This window comes from Haloferax sulfurifontis ATCC BAA-897 (genome assembly GCF_000337835.1).
GTDB lineage: Archaea > Halobacteriota > Halobacteria > Halobacteriales > Haloferacaceae > Haloferax > Haloferax denitrificans.
On sequence record NZ_AOLM01000027.1, the window covers coordinates 198,340 to 216,044 of the forward strand.

Annotated in this window: 18 protein-coding genes; 8 read left to right on the plus strand and 10 right to left on the minus strand. The window is 71.3% G+C overall.

The genetic code is table 11. The features are described from left to right. The first annotated feature begins 76 nt into the window (after positions 1-76). From C441_RS16455 to C441_RS16475, 5 genes are all read left to right on the plus strand, one after another. The gene (locus tag C441_RS16455) at positions 77-424 is read left to right on the plus strand and encodes a HalOD1 output domain-containing protein (protein WP_004967396.1); all 348 of its coding nucleotides are present in this window, start codon (positions 77-79) and stop codon (positions 422-424) included. Positions 425-666: 242 nt separating this feature from the next. Next, the gene (locus C441_RS16460; RefSeq protein ID WP_007276106.1) at positions 667-1,170 is read left to right on the plus strand and encodes a DUF5810 domain-containing protein; all 504 of its coding nucleotides are present in this window, start codon (positions 667-669) and stop codon (positions 1,168-1,170) included. 24 nt (positions 1,171-1,194) lie between these two features. Beyond that, positions 1,195-1,680: a DUF5809 family protein gene (locus tag C441_RS16465; protein ID WP_007276107.1), complete on the plus strand. Its 486-nt coding sequence runs from the start codon at positions 1,195-1,197 to the stop codon at positions 1,678-1,680. Further along, entirely contained in the window at positions 1,677-2,240 is a 564-nt protein-coding gene (locus C441_RS16470; protein ID WP_007276108.1) for an NUDIX hydrolase, read from the plus strand. Before C441_RS16465 ends, C441_RS16470 begins: the two co-directional genes overlap by 4 nt. Before the next feature lies 1 nt (position 2,241). Continuing rightward, positions 2,242-2,592 (plus strand): rhodanese-like domain-containing protein, encoded by a 351-nt coding sequence (locus C441_RS16475; protein WP_007276109.1) that lies wholly within the window; start codon positions 2,242-2,244, stop codon positions 2,590-2,592. Positions 2,593-2,712: 120 nt separating this feature from the next. On the opposite strand, the gene yciH is transcribed toward C441_RS16475, so the two are convergent. The 6 genes from yciH to C441_RS16505 all read right to left on the minus strand — a co-directional run bounded on the left by yciH (position 2,713) and on the right by C441_RS16505 (position 9,880). Beyond that, entirely contained in the window at positions 2,713-3,006 is a 294-nt protein-coding gene (gene yciH / locus C441_RS16480) for a stress response translation initiation inhibitor YciH (protein ID WP_004976316.1), read from the minus strand. 66 nt (positions 3,007-3,072) lie between these two features. Continuing rightward, positions 3,073-4,152, minus strand: a complete 1,080-nt coding sequence (locus tag C441_RS16485; protein WP_229722718.1) for a DUF7096 domain-containing protein — start codon at positions 4,150-4,152, stop codon at positions 3,073-3,075. 147 nt (positions 4,153-4,299) lie between these two features. Further along, positions 4,300-5,592 carry a helix-turn-helix transcriptional regulator gene (locus C441_RS16490; protein ID WP_049920656.1) on the minus strand — a complete coding sequence of 431 codons (1,293 nt, stop codon included), beginning with the start codon at positions 5,590-5,592 and terminating at the stop codon, positions 4,300-4,302. Positions 5,593-5,643: 51 nt separating this feature from the next. Then, positions 5,644-7,893: a transglutaminase TgpA family protein gene (locus C441_RS16495; RefSeq protein WP_007276112.1), complete on the minus strand. Its 2,250-nt coding sequence runs from the start codon at positions 7,891-7,893 to the stop codon at positions 5,644-5,646. Next, positions 7,890-8,918 (minus strand): DUF58 domain-containing protein, encoded by a 1,029-nt coding sequence (locus C441_RS16500; RefSeq protein ID WP_007276113.1) that lies wholly within the window; start codon positions 8,916-8,918, stop codon positions 7,890-7,892. The genes C441_RS16495 and C441_RS16500 overlap by 4 nt, the downstream gene beginning before the upstream one ends. Before the next feature lie 5 nt (positions 8,919-8,923). Further along, positions 8,924-9,880 carry an AAA family ATPase gene (locus C441_RS16505; RefSeq protein WP_007276114.1) on the minus strand — a complete coding sequence of 319 codons (957 nt, stop codon included), beginning with the start codon at positions 9,878-9,880 and terminating at the stop codon, positions 8,924-8,926. A 205-nt stretch (positions 9,881-10,085) separates the two neighbouring features. Here C441_RS16505 and mutS point away from each other — a divergent pair, with 205 nt between their 5' ends. After that, positions 10,086-12,872: a DNA mismatch repair protein MutS gene (mutS, locus tag C441_RS16510; protein ID WP_007276115.1), complete on the plus strand. Its 2,787-nt coding sequence runs from the start codon at positions 10,086-10,088 to the stop codon at positions 12,870-12,872. Continuing rightward, positions 12,869-14,566 carry a DNA mismatch repair endonuclease MutL gene (gene mutL, locus C441_RS16515; protein WP_007276116.1) on the plus strand — a complete coding sequence of 566 codons (1,698 nt, stop codon included), beginning with the start codon at positions 12,869-12,871 and terminating at the stop codon, positions 14,564-14,566. The genes mutS and mutL overlap by 4 nt, the downstream gene beginning before the upstream one ends. A 112-nt stretch (positions 14,567-14,678) precedes the next feature. Here mutL and C441_RS16520 read toward each other — a convergent pair whose 3' ends face one another. After that, on the minus strand, positions 14,679-14,921 hold the full coding sequence (locus C441_RS16520; RefSeq protein ID WP_007276117.1) for a DUF7573 domain-containing protein: 243 nt from the start codon (positions 14,919-14,921) through the stop codon (positions 14,679-14,681). A gap of 139 nt (positions 14,922-15,060) precedes the next feature. Between C441_RS16520 and C441_RS16525 the strand changes: the two genes are divergently transcribed. Continuing rightward, positions 15,061-15,297: a hypothetical protein gene (locus C441_RS16525; RefSeq protein ID WP_007276118.1), complete on the plus strand. Its 237-nt coding sequence runs from the start codon at positions 15,061-15,063 to the stop codon at positions 15,295-15,297. Here the strand turns inward: C441_RS16525 and C441_RS16530 are convergent. The 3 genes from C441_RS16530 to C441_RS16540 form a co-directional block, all read right to left on the minus strand. Next, positions 15,251-16,237 carry a 5,10-methylenetetrahydromethanopterin reductase gene (locus C441_RS16530; protein WP_007276119.1) on the minus strand — a complete coding sequence of 329 codons (987 nt, stop codon included), beginning with the start codon at positions 16,235-16,237 and terminating at the stop codon, positions 15,251-15,253. The two genes, C441_RS16525 and C441_RS16530, sit on opposite strands and share 47 nt — an antisense overlap. 41 nt (positions 16,238-16,278) lie before the next feature. Next, entirely contained in the window at positions 16,279-17,034 is a 756-nt protein-coding gene (locus C441_RS16535) for a coenzyme F420-0:L-glutamate ligase (RefSeq protein ID WP_007276120.1), read from the minus strand. Between the two features lie 126 nt (positions 17,035-17,160). Then, positions 17,161-17,655 carry a metallophosphoesterase family protein gene (locus C441_RS16540; protein ID WP_007276121.1) on the minus strand — a complete coding sequence of 165 codons (495 nt, stop codon included), beginning with the start codon at positions 17,653-17,655 and terminating at the stop codon, positions 17,161-17,163. Positions 17,656-17,705 lie beyond the last annotated feature (50 nt).

Below are 17,705 nucleotides of genomic sequence, written 5' to 3' on the forward strand. Positions count from 1 at the left end.
GTTGGATAGCAGCGACCGATATATCCCCGAGCGTCGTCGGCACGGGTGTCGGCGAGGCGCCGACGCGAACCGAACCATGGACGAAACTCGCGTGTTACCGGGCAACGATGTGGGATGGAATACGGGGACGACCGACGAGGTCGTCGCCAGACACGATTGGGGCGGACGAGACACCCTCGCGGTGACCGTCGTCACCGCGACCGCTCAACTGAGAGGCGTGGACGCCATCGACCTCCCACCGCTGTCCGAGGCTATCGACCCCGACGCGCTGTGTCAACTGTTCGCTCCGCCGGCGCGGGTACCGGTGACCGACGGTGGCACTCGCGGGTCGGTAGCGCCCTCGCGCGGTCGAATCGGGTTCCGGTACGCCGCCTGCGACGTGACCGTCTGGGCCGACGGAACGGTTATCGTCACGTCCGCCTGACGCATCGACACACGAACGAATCGGTATCACCACACCACCACACCACCACAGGACGCGGCGCCCAAACGCGGCGCCGTGACGGCCGCTCGCCTGCGACCCACCACCACCACCACCATCACCACGCGGGCGACGCGGCCGCATTTCTTCGACGACCGACGACCCCGACGCGATGCGCCGCACCGCGACACGGGTCGACGCGAGAGTGCGACGGGTTTTGGTACACAGAGCCGCTACCGGAGGGTATGGGATACGCCTGTCCGGTCTGCGACGCGCCGCAACGCGACGAGACGCACCTCGCGAACCACCTCGCGTTACAGGCCATCGTCCACGGCGACGACCACGAGACGTGGCTGGACGAACACGCCCCCGAGTGGGCCGACCTGAACGCCGACTCGCTCGGCCCGCTCGTCTCCGACCTCGCCGAGGAACGCGAGTTCGACGAGGTGTTCGAGGACACGGTCGACCGCACCGGCGGTCACAGTCACGGCCACGCGCACGGGCAGGAACACGACCACGACATCCCCGACCGAGAGCCGCAACCGTTCGGCGGTGCCGGCGGGTCGCAGTCGCTTTCGGGCGACGCGGCGCAGATTTTCGAGGAGGCGCGGTCGCTCACCCGCGAGATGGTCGCGGACGACGGCGGAGACGGCGACGACGACCCCGAGGGCGCGTCGCGGGACGACGACACCGACGGCGACCGTGGCGAGGCGACCGACGACGACGACACCGACGGGAAAGAGTCGTAAGTCCGGACCCCGAACCGACTGGCGATGGAAACCCACGGGACGATTGCGCCGGCGTCGCTCGACGAGGCCGAGGCCGCCTTCGACCGCGTCGGACCGACCGCACAGGTGGTCGTCCGCGAGACGGCCAAGGCGATGGAGTTCGACCGCGAGGAGTACAGCGAACGCGTGACCGGCGACGTAATCGAGACCGTCCGGAACGCGCTTTTCGCCGAGTCGCTTTCGGTCACGGTCGGCACGCGCGCCGAGTTCGACGACTGGCGCGCGGCCCACGAGGAGTACGAACTCGTCGAACTCGGCAACCCCGACGTCGAGCGCGTCGCGTGGCACGCGGTCCCCTTCGCGGAGACGGTGCTGGCGACGACGTTCCAAAACGAGGAGGACGCCGCCGTCAGCACCCTCCGACGCAACGCCTTCGGCCGCGTCTACCGCGACGCGCTCCTCGGCGAGGAATCCGAGGGCGACAGTAGTGGGGCAGATTCCGAGAGCGACGCGACCGGAGCGGACCGATGACCGACGACGGCCGCCGACACGAGCGCCTGCCCGACCCCGACTGGCCCGTGCTGGAATCCGAAATCGAGTACGACACCGGCTGGTTCACCGGCGGCTACGACCTCGTCGAACAGCCCAACGGGACCACGAAGCGCTACTACTGGGCCGAGTTGGCGACCGCGGTCGTCGTCGTCGCGGTCGCGGACGACCACGTCGTCTTCGTCGAGCAGTACCGCCCGAACATCCGTCAGACTCAGCTCGAACTCCCCGCGGGCGTCGTCGAAAAGGGCGAGTCCTTCACCGACGCCGGGGTGCGCGAACTCCGCGAGGAGACCGGCTTCGACGCCGACTCGGCGTCGGTCATCGGCGACGTGTGGTGTTCGACGGGCGTCCTCCGGCACCGCCGCGGCTTCGTCTTCGCCGAGGGTCTCACGCCGGTCGAGCGCGACCTCGACGACAACGAGTTCCTCTCGGTCCGCGCCGTCCCCGTCGAGGAGGCAATCGAGCGGGCGACCGAACCGCCGACGAACGACGCGACCGTCGAGGGCGTGCTCCTCGCCCGCGACGAGGGCCTGCTGTAGGATGGTCGACGAAATCTCGCCCGAGGCGGTCGCGGAGCTCCTCGACGGCGAGGAGCCGCCGCTCGTCGTGGACGTGAGCACGGAGGCGGAGTTCGCGCTCGGGCACGTTCCGGGAAGCATCAGCGTCCCGCTTTCGAACCTCGTCTCGCACCTCGACCGCGTCGCGGGCGCGGAACACGTCGTCACCGTCTGCCCGCGGGGCGAGGCGAGCGTGCAGGCCGTGCGCCTGCTTTCTGCCTACGAGGGGACCGAAGACGCCCGCATCGAGAGCATGGCCGGCGGGCTCGCGGCGTGGGACGGCCCGCTCGAAGAGGGTCTCGACGAGGGCGCAAACGGCGACGAGCGGAGCTGAGCGGCGGCGTCGCTGGGGGGTGACGCGACTGGAGACCAAAGGCGTGGAATTGGCGGACTAACGGCTCGCGCGCGCTGACTCGCTCGAAAAATCTCGACGGCGGGCTAACTCAGAGGTCGGTCACGCGACGTTGAACCCCTTTTCGCGGAGGAAGTCCTCCACGCGGCCGCGGTGGTTGCCTTGGAGTTCGATGGAATCGTCTTCGACGGTTCCACCGCAAGCGAACTTCGACTTGAGGTCCGACGACAGGCTGTCCATGTCGACGTCCTTCGGGTCGAATCCCTCGATGACTGTAACCTCTTTTCCGTAGCGGCGCTCGTCGATGCGGATGACTATCTCCTGAGACTCTTTCGCCACGTCCTCGCAGACGCAGAGCTCTTCAGGGAGCCCGCACGTCGAGCAGACTTCCGACATTACAGTGTGGGTCTACAGGATGGGGATATTAAACAGTATCGGGAGGCGGGGTCGCCGTCCCCGGCCTCAAGCGCCCGAGTCGCCCGTGGACGACGTTTCCGAGTCGTCGTCCGCCGTCACGTCGTCGGTCGTGTCGGTGCCGTCGGCGTCGGACTGCCCGTCGTCGGTGTCCGCGGAGGGGCCGCTCCCGTCGGCGTCCCTCGCGCGCTTGTCGTTGCCGGGCGGCGTCTCCGGGGCGTTGCCGCGGTCGGCGCCGTCCGAGGCGGGGTCGGACGCGTCGGCGGTCGCGGCAGTCTCGTCTCCGTCGGTCGCGTTGCCGTTGGACGCGTTGCCGTTGGACGCGTTGCCGGCGTCGGCGCGAACGTCATCGGCGCGGTCGCTCGCCTCGGAACGCGAGTTTCCCGGGGCGTCGCCCCGTCCCGCGTCGTCCGGTTGTCCGCCGTTGTCGGTTCCCGTCTCGTTCGCGGCGCGCTCGCGGCCGATACCCCTCCCGGGGTTCCCCGCGAGTTCGCCGGCGATTGCGGCCACTTCGGGGCCTGTGAGTTCGCTCGCGTTCGTGCGAAGCCTGTCGAGTTCGGCCGTCTCGACGCCGCGCGCCGAGAGGTCCTCTGCGGGGACCGTCGAGGCGGCGTCGGCCGTCTGGTTCAGCATGCTCCGGGTGCGCTCGATGTCGGCGACCGTCTGGGTCAGTCGCGCGCGGTACTGTCCCTCGGAGAGCGTCCCGTTTTCGCGCTGGGCTTCGAGGCGGTCCCTGCGCTGTTCGAGTTCGGTGAGGCGCTCGCGGACCGCGTCGACCTGCGTGGCAACGACCGCGGCCTTCGAAGCGTTCGAGTTCGCCTTGGCGAAGCGCGCCTCGAAGGTGCGGCGTTCGAGTTCGCCGTTGGTCTCCGAGCCCTGTACGCCGATGACGGCGGACAGGCGCTGACCGGGGAGCGTCTCCGACGACGCGGCGCTGTCGTTGGTCGCCGTGTCGTTGGTCGCGCTGTCGTTCGCGGTCGTCTGTGCGACGGGCGCCGCGGCCGACCCATCGGTGACCGCGGCCGTCGTTCCTGTCGGTCCGGCCGGGGCGGCGAGAGCGAGCGGTGCGCCCACCGTCGCCAGCAACACGGCGGCGGCGACGGCGAGCACAGCGGTTCGTCGGCTCATCACTCCCGCTTTGGAACCGCGTTCCGATATAAACGTGCGGTCGTGGCCGCGAATCAACCCCAGTCAACGGCAGTTTGAGAGCCGCGTTCGGGGCGACGCCGTCTCCCGATTAGGGACCGGCCACCGACCGAAACGGTCGTAAGAAATTTATACTCCTTTCGCGTCGCCGCCGTCGGTGTCCGCGTCCGCGCCCTCGTCGTCTTCCGGTAGGCGGAGGACGTTCTCGCGGCCGAGGCGGAAGCCCTCGATGGTCCCCTCGTCGCGCATCCCGCGGACGACCTTGCTCGTCTTCGCGTCGGTCCAGTCGAGCGCGCCGGCGACCTCCTGTTGCTTGATGCGGCCCCCGCGGGACTCGATGAGCCGGAGGACGCGCTCTTCGTTGCTGAGGAGTTCCGGCGGCGGACTCGGCTCGTCGCCGCCGTCGCCGCCCGCGTCGGACTCATCGTCGGACGCGCCCGCACCAGCCCCGGCGCTCGCCGCGGCGGACGCTGTGTCGTCGCCCGCCGACGCCGAGTCGGCTTCGCCCGCGCTCGCGTCGGTCGCCTCGGGGGGGCGCTCGGCGGCCGTCCCGCCGGCCGCGTCGGTCGCGTCTGCACCGCCGTCGCCGCCGCCGAGCGCGCCCCGCGAGCGGAGATAGAGCGCGCCGGCACCGACGAGGACGACGAGAACGACCGCGACGAGCGCGGTCGTCGTCGGGAACGGGTCGTCGCCGGCGGCGGGCGTCTCCGAGTCGGCCGGCGTCGGAGTCGGCGACGCCGTCGCCGTCGTTCCCGGACCGCCCGCGCCGCGTTCGAGGACGACGCTCGGCTCGCCCGAGACGAACTCGGTCTGGGAGCCGCGCCAGATGACCGTGTGCTCGCGCGTCTCGTCGCCCGCGGGCTCGACGGTCGTCGCGCCGTAGTCGTCGGGCCACGAGAGGATGAGCCGGGAGCTACTGTCGAGGAAGAAGCCCTCGATGGCGTCGCCGACGACGAGGCGGTCGCCGTCGACCGCCGCGAAGTTGGACCACTCGAAGGAGTAGGAGACGACCCCGAAGCTGTCGGGGAGCGACCGCGTCTCCGCCGAGACCGAGACGTTCGTCGCGGCCATCTCCCGGCCGGTGGCGTTCTCCGCGGCCCCGACGGTCGAGGCGATGCGCTCTGCGAACGCCGAGGTGTAGTCGTCGGGGTTGGCCCGCACGTCGTCCCGGAGCGACTGGAAGGCCTCGGTGGTGTTCTCGTCGTCGAGCCGGGTCCAGTACTGAATCTCCCAAGTGGCGTCGCCGCTCTCGGAGACGTCGACGACGATTCGCGTGCTGTCCGGTTCGACTCCCTGCTGGACGAGCGGCTCGACGCCCGGACCGCTCGCGGGGACCTCCTGTGCGACCGCGGTCGGCGCGACCACGGCGAGCACACAGAGGGCGGCACACAGGACTGCGAAGACAGCGTCTCGTGTCGCCATTGCCCGTTCGTGCGAGCGCACGTAGAAAAAGTGACGCGGTTCTTCGCGCTCTCAGTCCGTCCAGCGTCTGACGAGCGGCAGACGGGCGCGGACGACGGCGTTCGCCGCGGCCACCGCCTCGTCGGCGTCGGCCCGGGTGACGCCGTCGCCGTACTTCGCGCGCTCGTAGAGTCTCCCGACCTGTCGGGTCCGCTCGTCCACGCCGACGCGAGAGAGCGAATCGAGGTAGGCTCTGACCGTCTCGCCGGGGCGACGCGGCCGGTACTCGCGTTCGAGGGCGAGCTCGAGCCGGTCGTACGCGCGGAACACGTCGTCGGCCGGCGAGTCGGTGCGCCGCTGATACGCCGCGGTCGCAAACCGGAGGTGCGCCGGGAGTCGAGTCCGCCTGACGCCGGCCACGACGCCGAGGAGGCCGACGAGACCGACGAGAATCGTCTCCCGAGACGGCATCTCGGGGACGAGGCCGCCGCCCTCGTCGTCTTCGACCGCGCCGTCGCCCGTCGGCGTGACGCCGAGGCGCTCGTCGATGCTGGGGCCCGGCGGGCTACCGCCGGCGGGCGTCGCGTTCGTCTCGTTGTCGTCTTCGGTCGGCGTTTCGGTGTCGTTCGCGGTCGTCGTGGGCTGTTCTGTCTCGTTGGACTCGACGTTCGTCTCGTTGGTGTCGACGCCCGTCTGACCCTCGTCGCGGGCGTCGCTGAGCGTCGTCGACTCCGCGTCCTGCCGGGGACCGGCGGGCGTCGGGTCGAAGCGCACCCAGCCGGTGTCCTCGAAGTAGACCTCGACCCACGCGTGGGAGTCGAGGCCGCGGACGACGTAGCGGTCGCCGCCGACGCGCTCGCCGGTCGTGTAGCCGGTGACGAACCGCGCGGGGACGCCCTCCGAGCGGAGGAGAACCACCATCGTCGAGGCGTAGTAGGTGCAGTAGCCGGCGTCCATCTCGAAGAGGAACGACTCGGCGATGTCGCCGTCGGGTCGGGACACCCGAAGGGAGTACTCCTTGTTGGCTTCGAGCCACTCCTCGACCGCGACGGCCTTGTCGTAGGGCGTCTCCGCGTCGCCCGCTATCTCGGCGGCGCGGTCGCGGACGCGGTCGGACGTGCTGTCGGGGAGCGCGAGATACCGCTCGCGTATCTCGTCGGGGTAGTCGGTTCCGGTCCGCCGGAGCGACGCCGCGGTGTACTGCGGGACTTCGCTCGTGACGTTGTACGTCTCGCCGATTTCGACGGCTCGGTCGGGGCGGAGGTTCCCCTGTTGGGTGACGAGCGTCTCGTTTTCGATGTCGCCGGAGACGGCGACGGGCCGCCACGCCGCGGGCATCGAATCGAGCGGCGTCGCCGGCGTGACGGTCTGACGGACCAGTCGCGAGGGACCCTCCGGGCCGGCCAACCGGCCGCCCTCGTAGTCGCTGGTGTCGCCGGTCCTGACCCAGCCGTCGCCGGTGTAGCGGTCGAACGTCGCCGTCTGCCAGTAGTCCGGCGACGTGCTCTGGACCTCGAAGCGGACCTGCGGCGAGAGGCTGATGCTCCCGACGACGGAGATGCGGTCGTCCGCGCTCACGAGGCTGGCCTCGACGGTCGGCTGTTCGGCCACGCCGCCGTCGGCGATGACCGGCGACCCGCCCGCGCCGGGGAGGACCGTGACGGTGGCCGACAGCACGACCATCGCGGCGAGGACGACCGTCAGCACGTCGAGTTGGCCGCCGGCGCTCCCGAAGCGGTCGATGCCGTCGAGGCCGACCGCGGCCATGCCCGCGCCGACGCCGAGGAGCGTGAGCGTCCCCGTGGCGTCGGTGGTGAGGACGAACAGGCCGAGGCCGCTCCCGGCGACCGCGACGGCCGGCGCGATTCGCCCGCGGACCGCGAGATACCACGCGAGGAACACCGGCCCGGGCGTCACCGCGAGCGCCCACACGTCGGCCGACAGGAGCCGGAGCGCCGAGAGGCCGCTGAGGAGCGCGAACGTGTCGGCCAAGAGGCGCTCCGGCGAGAGCAACGCGACCTGGCTCTCGGGGAGCGCGAGGAAGTACGCCGCGAAGCCGCCGCCGGCGATGAGAGCCGCGAGGCCGAGGGCGTATCTGGGCCGGAGCGTCCACCCCACGACGGTGGCGAGGGCGAGCGTCCCCGCCGCGAGGAGGACGAACTGGTCGCGGCGACCCACGACGTTCGTGATGTCGTAGACGACCGCGAGGAACGCGCCGATGAGGACCAGCGAGGCCGCCGCCGCGAGGAGGCCCGCGGGGACGCCGAAGACGGTGTTCGTCGAGCCGGCTGAATCAGCCGACGACTCGCCGGCAACCGTCACGCCGACACCCCCGAGTCGGCACCGCGGTCCCCGGCGGGACTCGGCGGGTTCGGGACCGAGCCCCCCGCGTCGTCGCCGTCGGCGCGCAGGCGGTCGAACGTCGTCTCGCGGCCGCCGAGCGCGACGCGCGTCTGCCGGGCGTCGCCGTTGACGACGATTTCGGCCGCCTCGTCGGGGACCGACCCCGGACGGAGCCGCGAGAGGTGACCGAGGACGCGCCGTCGGTCGCCCGGCGTCGCCTCGACGACTCCCTCGGGCGAGGTGAGGTGGACCGGAACGCCGGCGTCGAGGAGCGCACAGCAGAGCGTCGCGGCCGCCTCCGCCGCGTCGTCCTCGTGGCCGTCGGTCGCGCCGACCGAGACGCGCACCGCGTCGGCCGTGACCCGGTCGTCGTAGGCCTTCACCACGAGGTCGCCGGACTTGGCGCTCGACTTCCAGTGGATGTCGCGGAGCGGGTCGCCGGGGACGTACTCGCGCAGGCGGTCGAACTCGGCGCGCTCGTCGGTGCGGCCCGCGTCGGCGAGCGCCGAGAGGTCGCGGCGGGCCGCCACGCCGAGCGACCGAACTCGCGGGAAGACGAGCACCTCGGTCGTCCCGCCGGCGGCGAACGACTTCGAGAACAGGCCGAGGATGTCGCGGGCGACGACGGTCGCCGGGCCGAGCGTCGCCGGGCCGCGGCCGCGGTAGGTCACCTCGTAGTCGACGCGGCCGTCGCCGACGACCGAGTCGACCGCGGTGTCGCCGTCGAGCCCCGGCGAGAGGGCGTCGGCGACGGTGGCCGGAAACGGCCTGTCGGCGTCGATATCGAGCGAGACGGTGCGCGTCTCGCCGGGGAAGCCGTCGTCGGGCGCGACGCGCTCGGCTCGGGGCGGCGAGACGCGCCAGACCTGCACCGCGCCGACGACGAGGCCGACGGCGACCGGGACGACGACGGCGTTGAGCGCCCGCGGGCCGTAGGCGACGGCGTTGGCGACGCCGACGACCACGACCGCGACGGCGACCCAGCCGCGGAGCGTGAGCCTCATCGGTCTCACTCGACCGCGACAGTGTCGAGCGCCCGCTCGACCACGTCGCGGCCGGAGCGCTCGTCGGTCGTCCGAACGCGGTGGGCCCAGACGCTCCGCACCTCGCGTTGCACGTCGTCGGGGACGACGTAGTCGCGGGCGTCGAGAGCGGCGCGGGCCTGCGCGGCGCGGACGAGCGCGATGGAGCCGCGGGGGCTCACGCCGAGGTCGGCGCGCGCTCTGGTGTCGGCCGCGAGCCGAGAGACGTAGCGGCGGACCGGCTCGCTCACCGTCACGTCGAGGATGCGCTCGCGGGCGTCGCGCACGTCGCCGGCCGACGCGACCGGTTCGAGCGACTCGATGGGGTGGTGGCCGGAGACGCGGCCGAGCAGTTCCGTCTCCTCGGCCTCGTTCGGGTAGCCGAGGTGAATCTTCTTCATGAACCGGTCGAGTTCGGCCAGCGGGAGGTCGTACGTCCGGTCGGGCTCCACGTCGTTCTGCGTGGCGATGACGGTGAAGGGGTCGGGGACGCGGCGGGTGACGCCGTCGACGGTCACCTGGAGCTCCTCCATGACTTCGAGGAGCGCGGCCTGCGTCTTCGGCGGCGCGCGGTTTATCTCGTCGCCGAGGACGACGTTCCCGAACACCGGTCCCTCGCGGAACTCGAACTCGCTGGTCTGTTGGTTGAACACGTTCACGCCCGTCACGTCCGACGGGAGGAGGTCGGGCGTGAACTGGATGCGCTCGAACGAGCCCTCTATCGAGGTGGCGATGGCGCGGGCGAGCATCGTCTTGCCGACGCCCGGCACGTCCTCCAACAGGAGGTGCCCGCGGGCGAACAGCGCCACGATGATGTCTTCGATGGCGTCGTGGTGGCCGACGATGACCCGTTCGACGTTCTCGGAGATTCGTGTCGCGAGGTCCGACACCGCCTCGACCGAGGGCGCGGAGTCGAAGTCGGCGTCTGCATGTGCATCAGTCATTGATATCCCGGATGCCCCGCCGACCGTCCGCACCGCCGACGGGTCTCTGCGTGTTAGTATTGCCTCGGTCTACCTAACCTTGCTGGGTGTCCACATTGGCCTTGCGTGTCTCCCGCACGCCTCAGTCGCGGGCGGCGGTTCGCGCGGACGGCGGCGACCGGGCCGTTCCCGGGCGTTTTTATCGCTCGGCGACCCGGGTGTGAGTATGAACGCGGACGCCCAGCGGGAGGCGGTGTACGGCGCGCCGCCGGAGATGCTGGAAGCCCGAGACGACCTGACGCCGATGCTCTCGCAGTACGCCGACCTCTGTGCGGAACACGACGACGCAGTCGTGCTGTTTCAGGTCGGCGACTTCTACGAGGCGTTCTGCGGCGCGGCGGAGGCCGTCGCCCGCACCTGCGAGGTGGCGCTGACCCAGCGCGAGGACTCCACCGGGACGTGGCCGATGGCGGGCATCCCCATCGACAACGCCGCGGGCTACCTCGAACGCCTGCTCGACGCCGGCTACCGGGTCGCGCTCGCGGAGCAGGTCGAAGACGCCGAGGAGGCGTCCGGCCTCGTCGACCGCGCGGTCACCCAGCTCATCACGCCCGGCACCGTCGTCGACGAGGAACTGCTCGACGCCGGCCGCGCGACCTATCTCGGCGCGGTCGCCCGGGGCGGGGGCGACGGCGAGAGCCACGACAGCGACGCCGACGCAGACACCTACGGCCTCGCCGTCGTGGACGTCTCGACCGGCGAGTGCCTCGTCACCGGGGCCGACCGCGCGCTGGCGCTCGAAGAACTGGAGCGCCTCGCGCCCGCCGAACTCGTCGTCGGTCCCGACTGCGACCTCCCGGACCTGTCGTTCGACCCGATGGAGACGCCGTTCGAACCGGCGGCGTTCGACGCCGACGCGGCCCGCGAGACGCTGTCGGCCTACGCCCCCCGGCCGGACGCCGTGGTCGAGTCGGACGCCGAACTCCGGGCGGTCGGCGCGGCGCTCGCCTACGCCGAGTACGCACAGGGCGACTCGAAGCTTGCGTACGTCACCCGCGTCACGCGGTTCGACCCCCGCGAGTTCCTCCAGCTCGACGCGACCGCCATCAGAAGCCTCGAACTGTTCGAGTCGCGGAGCGCCCGCGCCGGGAGCACGCTGTTTTCGGTGCTCGACGAGACGGCCTGTGCGCTCGGTCGCCGCCGGCTTGAGGCGTGGCTCCGCCGCCCGCTCGTCGACCGCGACCGAATCGAGGCGCGACTGGACGCCGTGGACGCCCTCTGCGACGACGCGCTGGCCCGCGCCGACCTCCGAGACCACCTCTCGTCGGTGTACGACCTCGAACGACTGGTCGCCCGCGTCTCCCGCGAGCGCGCCGACGCCCGCGACCTGCGCTCGCTGAAGACGACGCTCGACCGCGTTCCGGAGATTCGCGAGGCGCTCGCCGGAACCGATTCCGACCTCCTCGCGGACCTGCGCGACTCGCTGGACGAACTCGAAGACGTGCGCGACCTCGTCGGCGACGCGGTCGTCTCCGACCCGCCGCAGGAGATTACCGAGGGCGGCGTCATCGCCGACGGTTTCGACGCCGAGCTGGACGAGGTCCGCGGCACCGCCGAGGCGGGCCGCGAGTGGGTGTCGAACCTCGAAGCCCGCGAGCAGGAGCGCACCGGCATCGACTCGCTTGAGGTCGGCTACAATCAGGTCCACGGCTACTACATCGAGGTGACGAACCCGAACCTCGACCGCGTCCCCGACGACTACCAGCGCCGACAGACGCTGAAGAACTCAGAGCGGTTCTACACGCCCGAACTGAAGGAGCGCGAAGACGAGATTCTCCGCGCCTCGGACCGCGCCGACGCGCTCGAATACGACCTGTTCTGCGAGGTCCGCGCCGACGTGGCGACCGAGTCCGCCCGGATTCAGGCCGTCGCCGACGCCCTCGCCGACCTCGACGTGCTCCGGACGCTCGCGGACGTGGCGGTGGCGAACGACTACGCCCGCCCCGAGTTCCACGGGGACGCCGCCTCCTCAGCCGGCTCGACCGACGAAGCCGGGGCGACCGGCGAGGCCGGCGGCATCCACATCGACGCCGGCAGACACCCCGTCGTCGAGCGCGCACAGGACGAGTTCGTCCCGAACCCCGCGGCCCTCCCGCGGGGGAGCGTCGCGCTCGTCACCGGTCCCAACATGTCCGGGAAATCGACGTACATGCGGCAGGTCGCGCTCGTCTGCGTCCTCGCGCAGGTCGGTGGCTTCGTCCCCGCGAAGTCGGCGGAGTTGCCGGTCCTCGACCGCGTGTTCACCCGCATCGGCGCGTCCGACGACATCGCGGGCGGCCAGTCCACGTTCATGCGCGAGATGAGCGAACTGACCGAAATCCTCCACAACGCCACCGGCGACTCGCTCGTCCTCCTCGACGAGGTCGGCCGCGGCACCTCCACCGCCGACGGCCTCGCCATCGCCCGCGCGGCCACCGAGTTCCTCCACGACGAGGTCGGCGCGACGACGCTGTTTGCGACCCACTACCACGACCTCACCGACGCGGCCGACGACCGCGAGGGCGTGTTCAACCTCCACTTCACCGCGGCGCGGCGCGACGGCGAGGTCACGTTCCTCCACAGCGTCGCCGACGGCCCCTCCTCGTCGTCCTACGGGGTCGAAGTGGCGCAGTTGGCCGGCGTGCCGGCCAGCGTGGTCGGGCGGGCGCGGAGCCTCGTGGACGAAACCGAGACCGACGCCGAGAGTGCGGCCGACTCCGGAGGAGGCGGCGTCGCCGCCGCGGCGAACGGCGAGGTCGACGAGGCCGCCGAAGACGGCACGCTCGCCGCCTACGTCGATGGGTTGGAGAACGGTCACAGTCAGACGGAGAGCCCGAGCCGAGCGACCTCGACCGCCGAACCGAACCCCGAGCTCGAAGCCGTCGCCGAGGCGCTCCGCGAGGCCGACCTCGTGGACACCACGCCGCTGGAGGCGCTGAACCTCCTGTCGGAGCTCAAAGGAAGACTCGAATGATTCGCCGACTCGACCCGGAGACGCGCTCGAAAATCGCCGCCGGCGAGGTCGTCGCCCGCCCCGCGAGCGTCGTGGTCGAACTGGTCGAAAACGCCCTCGACGCCGGCGCGGAGACCGTCGAGATCGAGGTCGACGGCGACGGGACCGACCAAATCCGCGTCGCCGACGACGGCCGCGGAATGGCCGAATCGGACGCCGCGCTCGCGGTCGAGCGACACGCGACGAGCAAGCTTTCTACGGCCGACGACCTCGAAACCGTCGAGACGCTCGGCTTCCGGGGCGAGGCGCTCCCGAGCATCGCCGCGGCCGCCACCCGACTCGAACTGACGACGAACGACGGCGGCCCGCGGGGGACGCGAGTCGTCGTCGAGGTCGGCGAGGCGGCGACGGACGGCGAGCGCGAGAAGATCGTCTCGCCCGCGGGTCGGGCGCGCGGGACGACCGTCGAAGTGACCGACCTGTTTTCGGACCGCCCGGCGCGGAAGAAGTCGCTCGCGTCGCCGAAAGCCGAGTTCGCGCGTGTCTCGGCGGTCGTCACCCGCTACGCGCTCACGTGGCCGGACGTGCGGTTCGTCCTGCGGCACGACGGCCGCGAGACGCTCGCGACGCCCGGGACCGACCGCTTCTCGGACGCGCTCTTGGCGGTGTACGGCCGCGACGCCGCGAGCCACGCCTCGACGTTCGACGCGTCGCGAGAGGTCTCGGCGGCCGGCGAGACGGCCACGGTCGAAGTCGACGGCGCGCTCTGTCACCCGGAGGTGACGCGCTCCCGGCGCGACCACGTCCACGTCGCGGTCAACGGCCGCGCCCTCGCCGAACCGCGACTCCGCCGGGCGGTCGCCGACGGCTACGGGACGCTCCTGCCCGACGGGCGCGAACCGGTCGGCGTCGTCCGACTCCGCCTGCCGCCCGCGTGGGTCGACCACAACGTCCACCCCGCGAAGGACGAGGTGGGCTTCAGAGACGCCGACGCGGTCGCCGAGGCGATCGAGGCGAGCGTCCGCGACGCGCTGTCGACGGCCGACCTCCGGCGGAGCGGCGAGGTGGCGATGGACCTCGATAGCTCGCTCGCGCCCGTCGAGGCCGCGTCGGTGTTCGACGACCTCCGCGTCATCGGTCGGTTCCGCGGCCTGTACCTGCTCTGTGAGGCCGGCGACGAACTCCTCGTCGTCGACCAGCACGCGGCCCACGAGCGCATCAACTACGAGCGACTCCGCGAGGCCGTCGAATCGGCGGGCGTCGAATCGGTCGCCGTCGACCCGCCCGCGACCGTCTCGCTGTCGCCGACCGACGCGGCGCTCCTCGACGCGAACCGCGACCTCGTGGAGAAGTTGGGCTTCCGCGTCGCCGAGTTCGGCGACGGGAGCAGAATCGGAACCGGAACGTACCGCGTCGAAGCGGTCCCGGCACCGCTCGGCCGGCCGTTCGCCCCGGACGCGCTCGCGGACGTGGTGGCCGACGTTGCTTCGGGCGACGACACCGACCCGCGGGCCGAACTGCTGAGTGACCTCGCGTGCCACCCGTCGATTAAAGCCGGCGACGACCTCACCGACGACGAGGCCGCGCGGGTAGTCGAGCGACTCGGGTCGTGCGAGACGCCCTACACCTGCCCGCACGGCCGACCCACGGTGCTCTCTATCGACGAGAAGACGTTCGTCCGGGGCTTCGGGCGGCGAAGTGGCCGGCTCGGATAGGGGCTCGACGAGAGCAACGTTGCCGAGCCACCCCGACGCAGTCGTTCGAAGTGGCGCGATGGCTCGGACAGGGATAGATACCGAATAGTTACAGGGATGGATTGGCCGGCCGCTACCAGTCCTTGCAGTCGAGACAGACGTACTCGTCGCCGTCGAGCCACCGCTTTTGCACTGACTCGCCGCACTGTGGGCACGCCGCGGGTTCGGGCGTCCATCGGTAGGTGGCGAGCGTGCTCACGTCGCGGGAATCGGCCTCGACGGAATCGGTGGCGTCGGCGGGTTCGTCGGCGCTGGGCGGGGTGTCGACGGGTTCGTCGCCGCCGGCGGCGAAGTCGTCGAGCGAGCGGTTCGGCATGACTCAGCGTCCGTGGGCGCGGTCCTTATCGGTGCCGACCGAGGCGCCACGGAGAGGGGGACCTCGTCCGTCGCCCGCGTCGGGGTGCGCGCCGTGCGAAACCCACACAATCAATACCCCCGAATCCCGAGAGTCGCGCATGGCAACACTCACGGACTTCGTCATCGCGCTCCTCACGAGCGTCCTCGAACTGGTGGTGACCTTCGCCGACGTGGCGCTGAGCGACCCGCTTTCGACGGTGAGTTTCCTCTTCGGCAACGTCTTCATCCTCCTCGCCGTCGGCGCGTTCGCCTACGTCGTCCTCGGCGCAATCGGCGCGGAACTCGGTATCATCGGCGTCGGCTCGTCGAGCGGTAGGCCGCCGCGGCGAGAGTAATCGCTTCTTCCAGGTCGGGGCCGACCGGCGACCCGACCACGACGCCGTCCGCGTGTTCGAGCACTGCGTCCATCCGGTCGGCCACGTCGTCCGGCGTGCCGGCCATCGAGAAGGCGTCTATCATCGCCGGCGTGACGAGGCCGAACGCCTCGGAGAACGCGCCGGCCGAAATCTTCTCGCCGATGTCGCTCGCGCGGTCGGCGTCGATGCCGTGTCTGTCGAGGACCGGCGGGGCCGCCCCGGCGGTGATAAAGGCGACCGGCGGGCGGGCGGCCTCGCGGGCCGCGTCCGCGTCTTCCGAGACGGAGACGCTGGCGTAGGCGGCCAGCGTGAACTCACCGCGCGAGTCGGGGCGGTCCTCGACGCCGATATCGACCTGTTCGCGCGCCCACGCGAGGTCGTCGGGGTGCGAGCCGTTGAACAGCAGGCCGTCGGCGTGCTTGCCGGCCATGCGGCACATGTGCGGGCCCTCGCCGCCGACGTACACCGGCACCTCGCCGGGCACGTCGAAGTTGAGACCGGCGTCGGTCGCCTCGAACGTGCCGTCGTGTGTGACGCGCTCGCCGTCCCAGAGCTTCTGTGCGACCTTGAACGCCTCCAGCACGGAGCGGAGGCCGCGTTCGTCTTCGAGACCGAGGTTGCGGAGCGTCGAGGGGTCGCCGGGACCGATACCGAGGAGGCCGCGGCCGCCCGAGGCCTCTGCGACGGTCGCCACCTTGCCGGCGAGCGTCACGGGGTGTAGCTCGTAGGGGTTGGCGACGCCGGGGCCGAGGCGGATGTCGTCGGTCTCGGCCGCGAGTCGCGCGAGGACCGCGAAGGGGTCGCGGTTGTTGTAGTGACACGAGACGAAACACGAGTTGTAGCCCTCGCGTTCCGCCTGCGTGCCCAGTTCGACGAGGTCGTCGACGGGGTGTTCCGGGGTGAGTTCGAGTCCGAGCATGGTGTGAGCGTGGTGTGAGCGTGAACTGGTGAAGCGAGTCGTCAGGGGTCGTAGCGCCACTCGCGGAGCGCCTGTCGCACGAAGTCGCCGTCGATGTCGCGGAAGTGGGCGTCGCTTTCGCCGTGGTCGCCCCACTCGAAGCCGCGGACGACGACGACGGGGGTGCCGCCGTCGCCCTCGCCCTGCACGAGGTTGGCGGCCGCGGCGAGCTCGTCCACGACGCTCTCGACGGTGACGCCGAGTTCGCGGCCGTCGCGGTCGGCCTCGCCGCGCCAGTCGCGAGAGGCGCTCAGCCCCGCCCAGCCGATGGCGACGCCGCGCTGACCGTGTCGAAACGGCCGGCCGCAGGTGTCGGTGACGACGACTCGGTCGGCGTCGATACCGGCGCGGATGCGCTCGGCCGACTCGCTGGGGCGCTTCGGGAGCAACAGCAGGTCGTGGTCGGGGACGTTCGAGCGGTCGATACCGGCGTTGACGCCGACGTGGCCGAACCGCGTCTCGGTCAGGAGGAACGGCTCGGACATGACGAGGTCGACGCTCTCTTCGAGGACCGCCTGCGCGAACCGCGGGTCCTTCTCGTCGCCGGTCAGTTCGGCGAGGCGGGCGGCGAGTTCGCGCGCCCGCGGGCCGGCCGGGAAGTCGTCGAGGTCGGCGAACCGCCCTTCGGCCTTCGAGACGACGGTGGAGGCGACGCAGACCACGTCGTCGGGCCGGAGGTCGACGCGCTCCGAGACGAGGGCGGCGAGGTCGTCGCCCTCGCGGACCTCGGGCACGTCGGGGACGGGAAACAGCTCCATACCGAGTCGGAAGGCGAGGGCGGTGAAAAACGACGGGATGCTGGCGAACCGGGCCGGTATCGCAGGCGGGCGGGGAGGGCCGGTTCGACGGCTGGCCGCTCCGCCCGGCGCGACGACGAACCGACCTCAGTCGTCGCGGACGACCTCGACCGACAGCGAGCCGTCGGCGACCGTGCCGACCATCATCGTCGCGTCGTCGCCCGGATTCGCCGCCGTCGCGGTGCCCGGATTGAGGACGCGGACGCCGTCGACCGTCTCGTCGACCACCTCGTGGATGTGGCCCGCGACGCCGACCGCGCCGTCGCCCGCGGCGTCCCTGACCGCGTCGGCGACGCGGGACTCGTAGCCCGTTCTCGTCCCCGTGCCGTGGGTGACGACGAACGTGAGGCCGTCGACCTCGACGACCTCGACGAACGGGAGGTCGATGGCCGGCGGGTCGATATTCCCGCGAACGCCGACGAACCGCGCCGAGAGGTCGCGGAGGCGGTCGAGCGTGTCCGGCGAGTCGAAGTCGCCCGCGTGAATCACGAGGTCGGCCTCGCGAACCCGGTCTTCGACCCAGCCCGGAATCCCGTCGGCCCGCCCCGGAACGTGCGTGTCGCTCAGGATAGCGAGTCGCATACCGACACCACGCGACCGGCCTGAATAGTCGTTTTGTCAGTGGCGGGCGT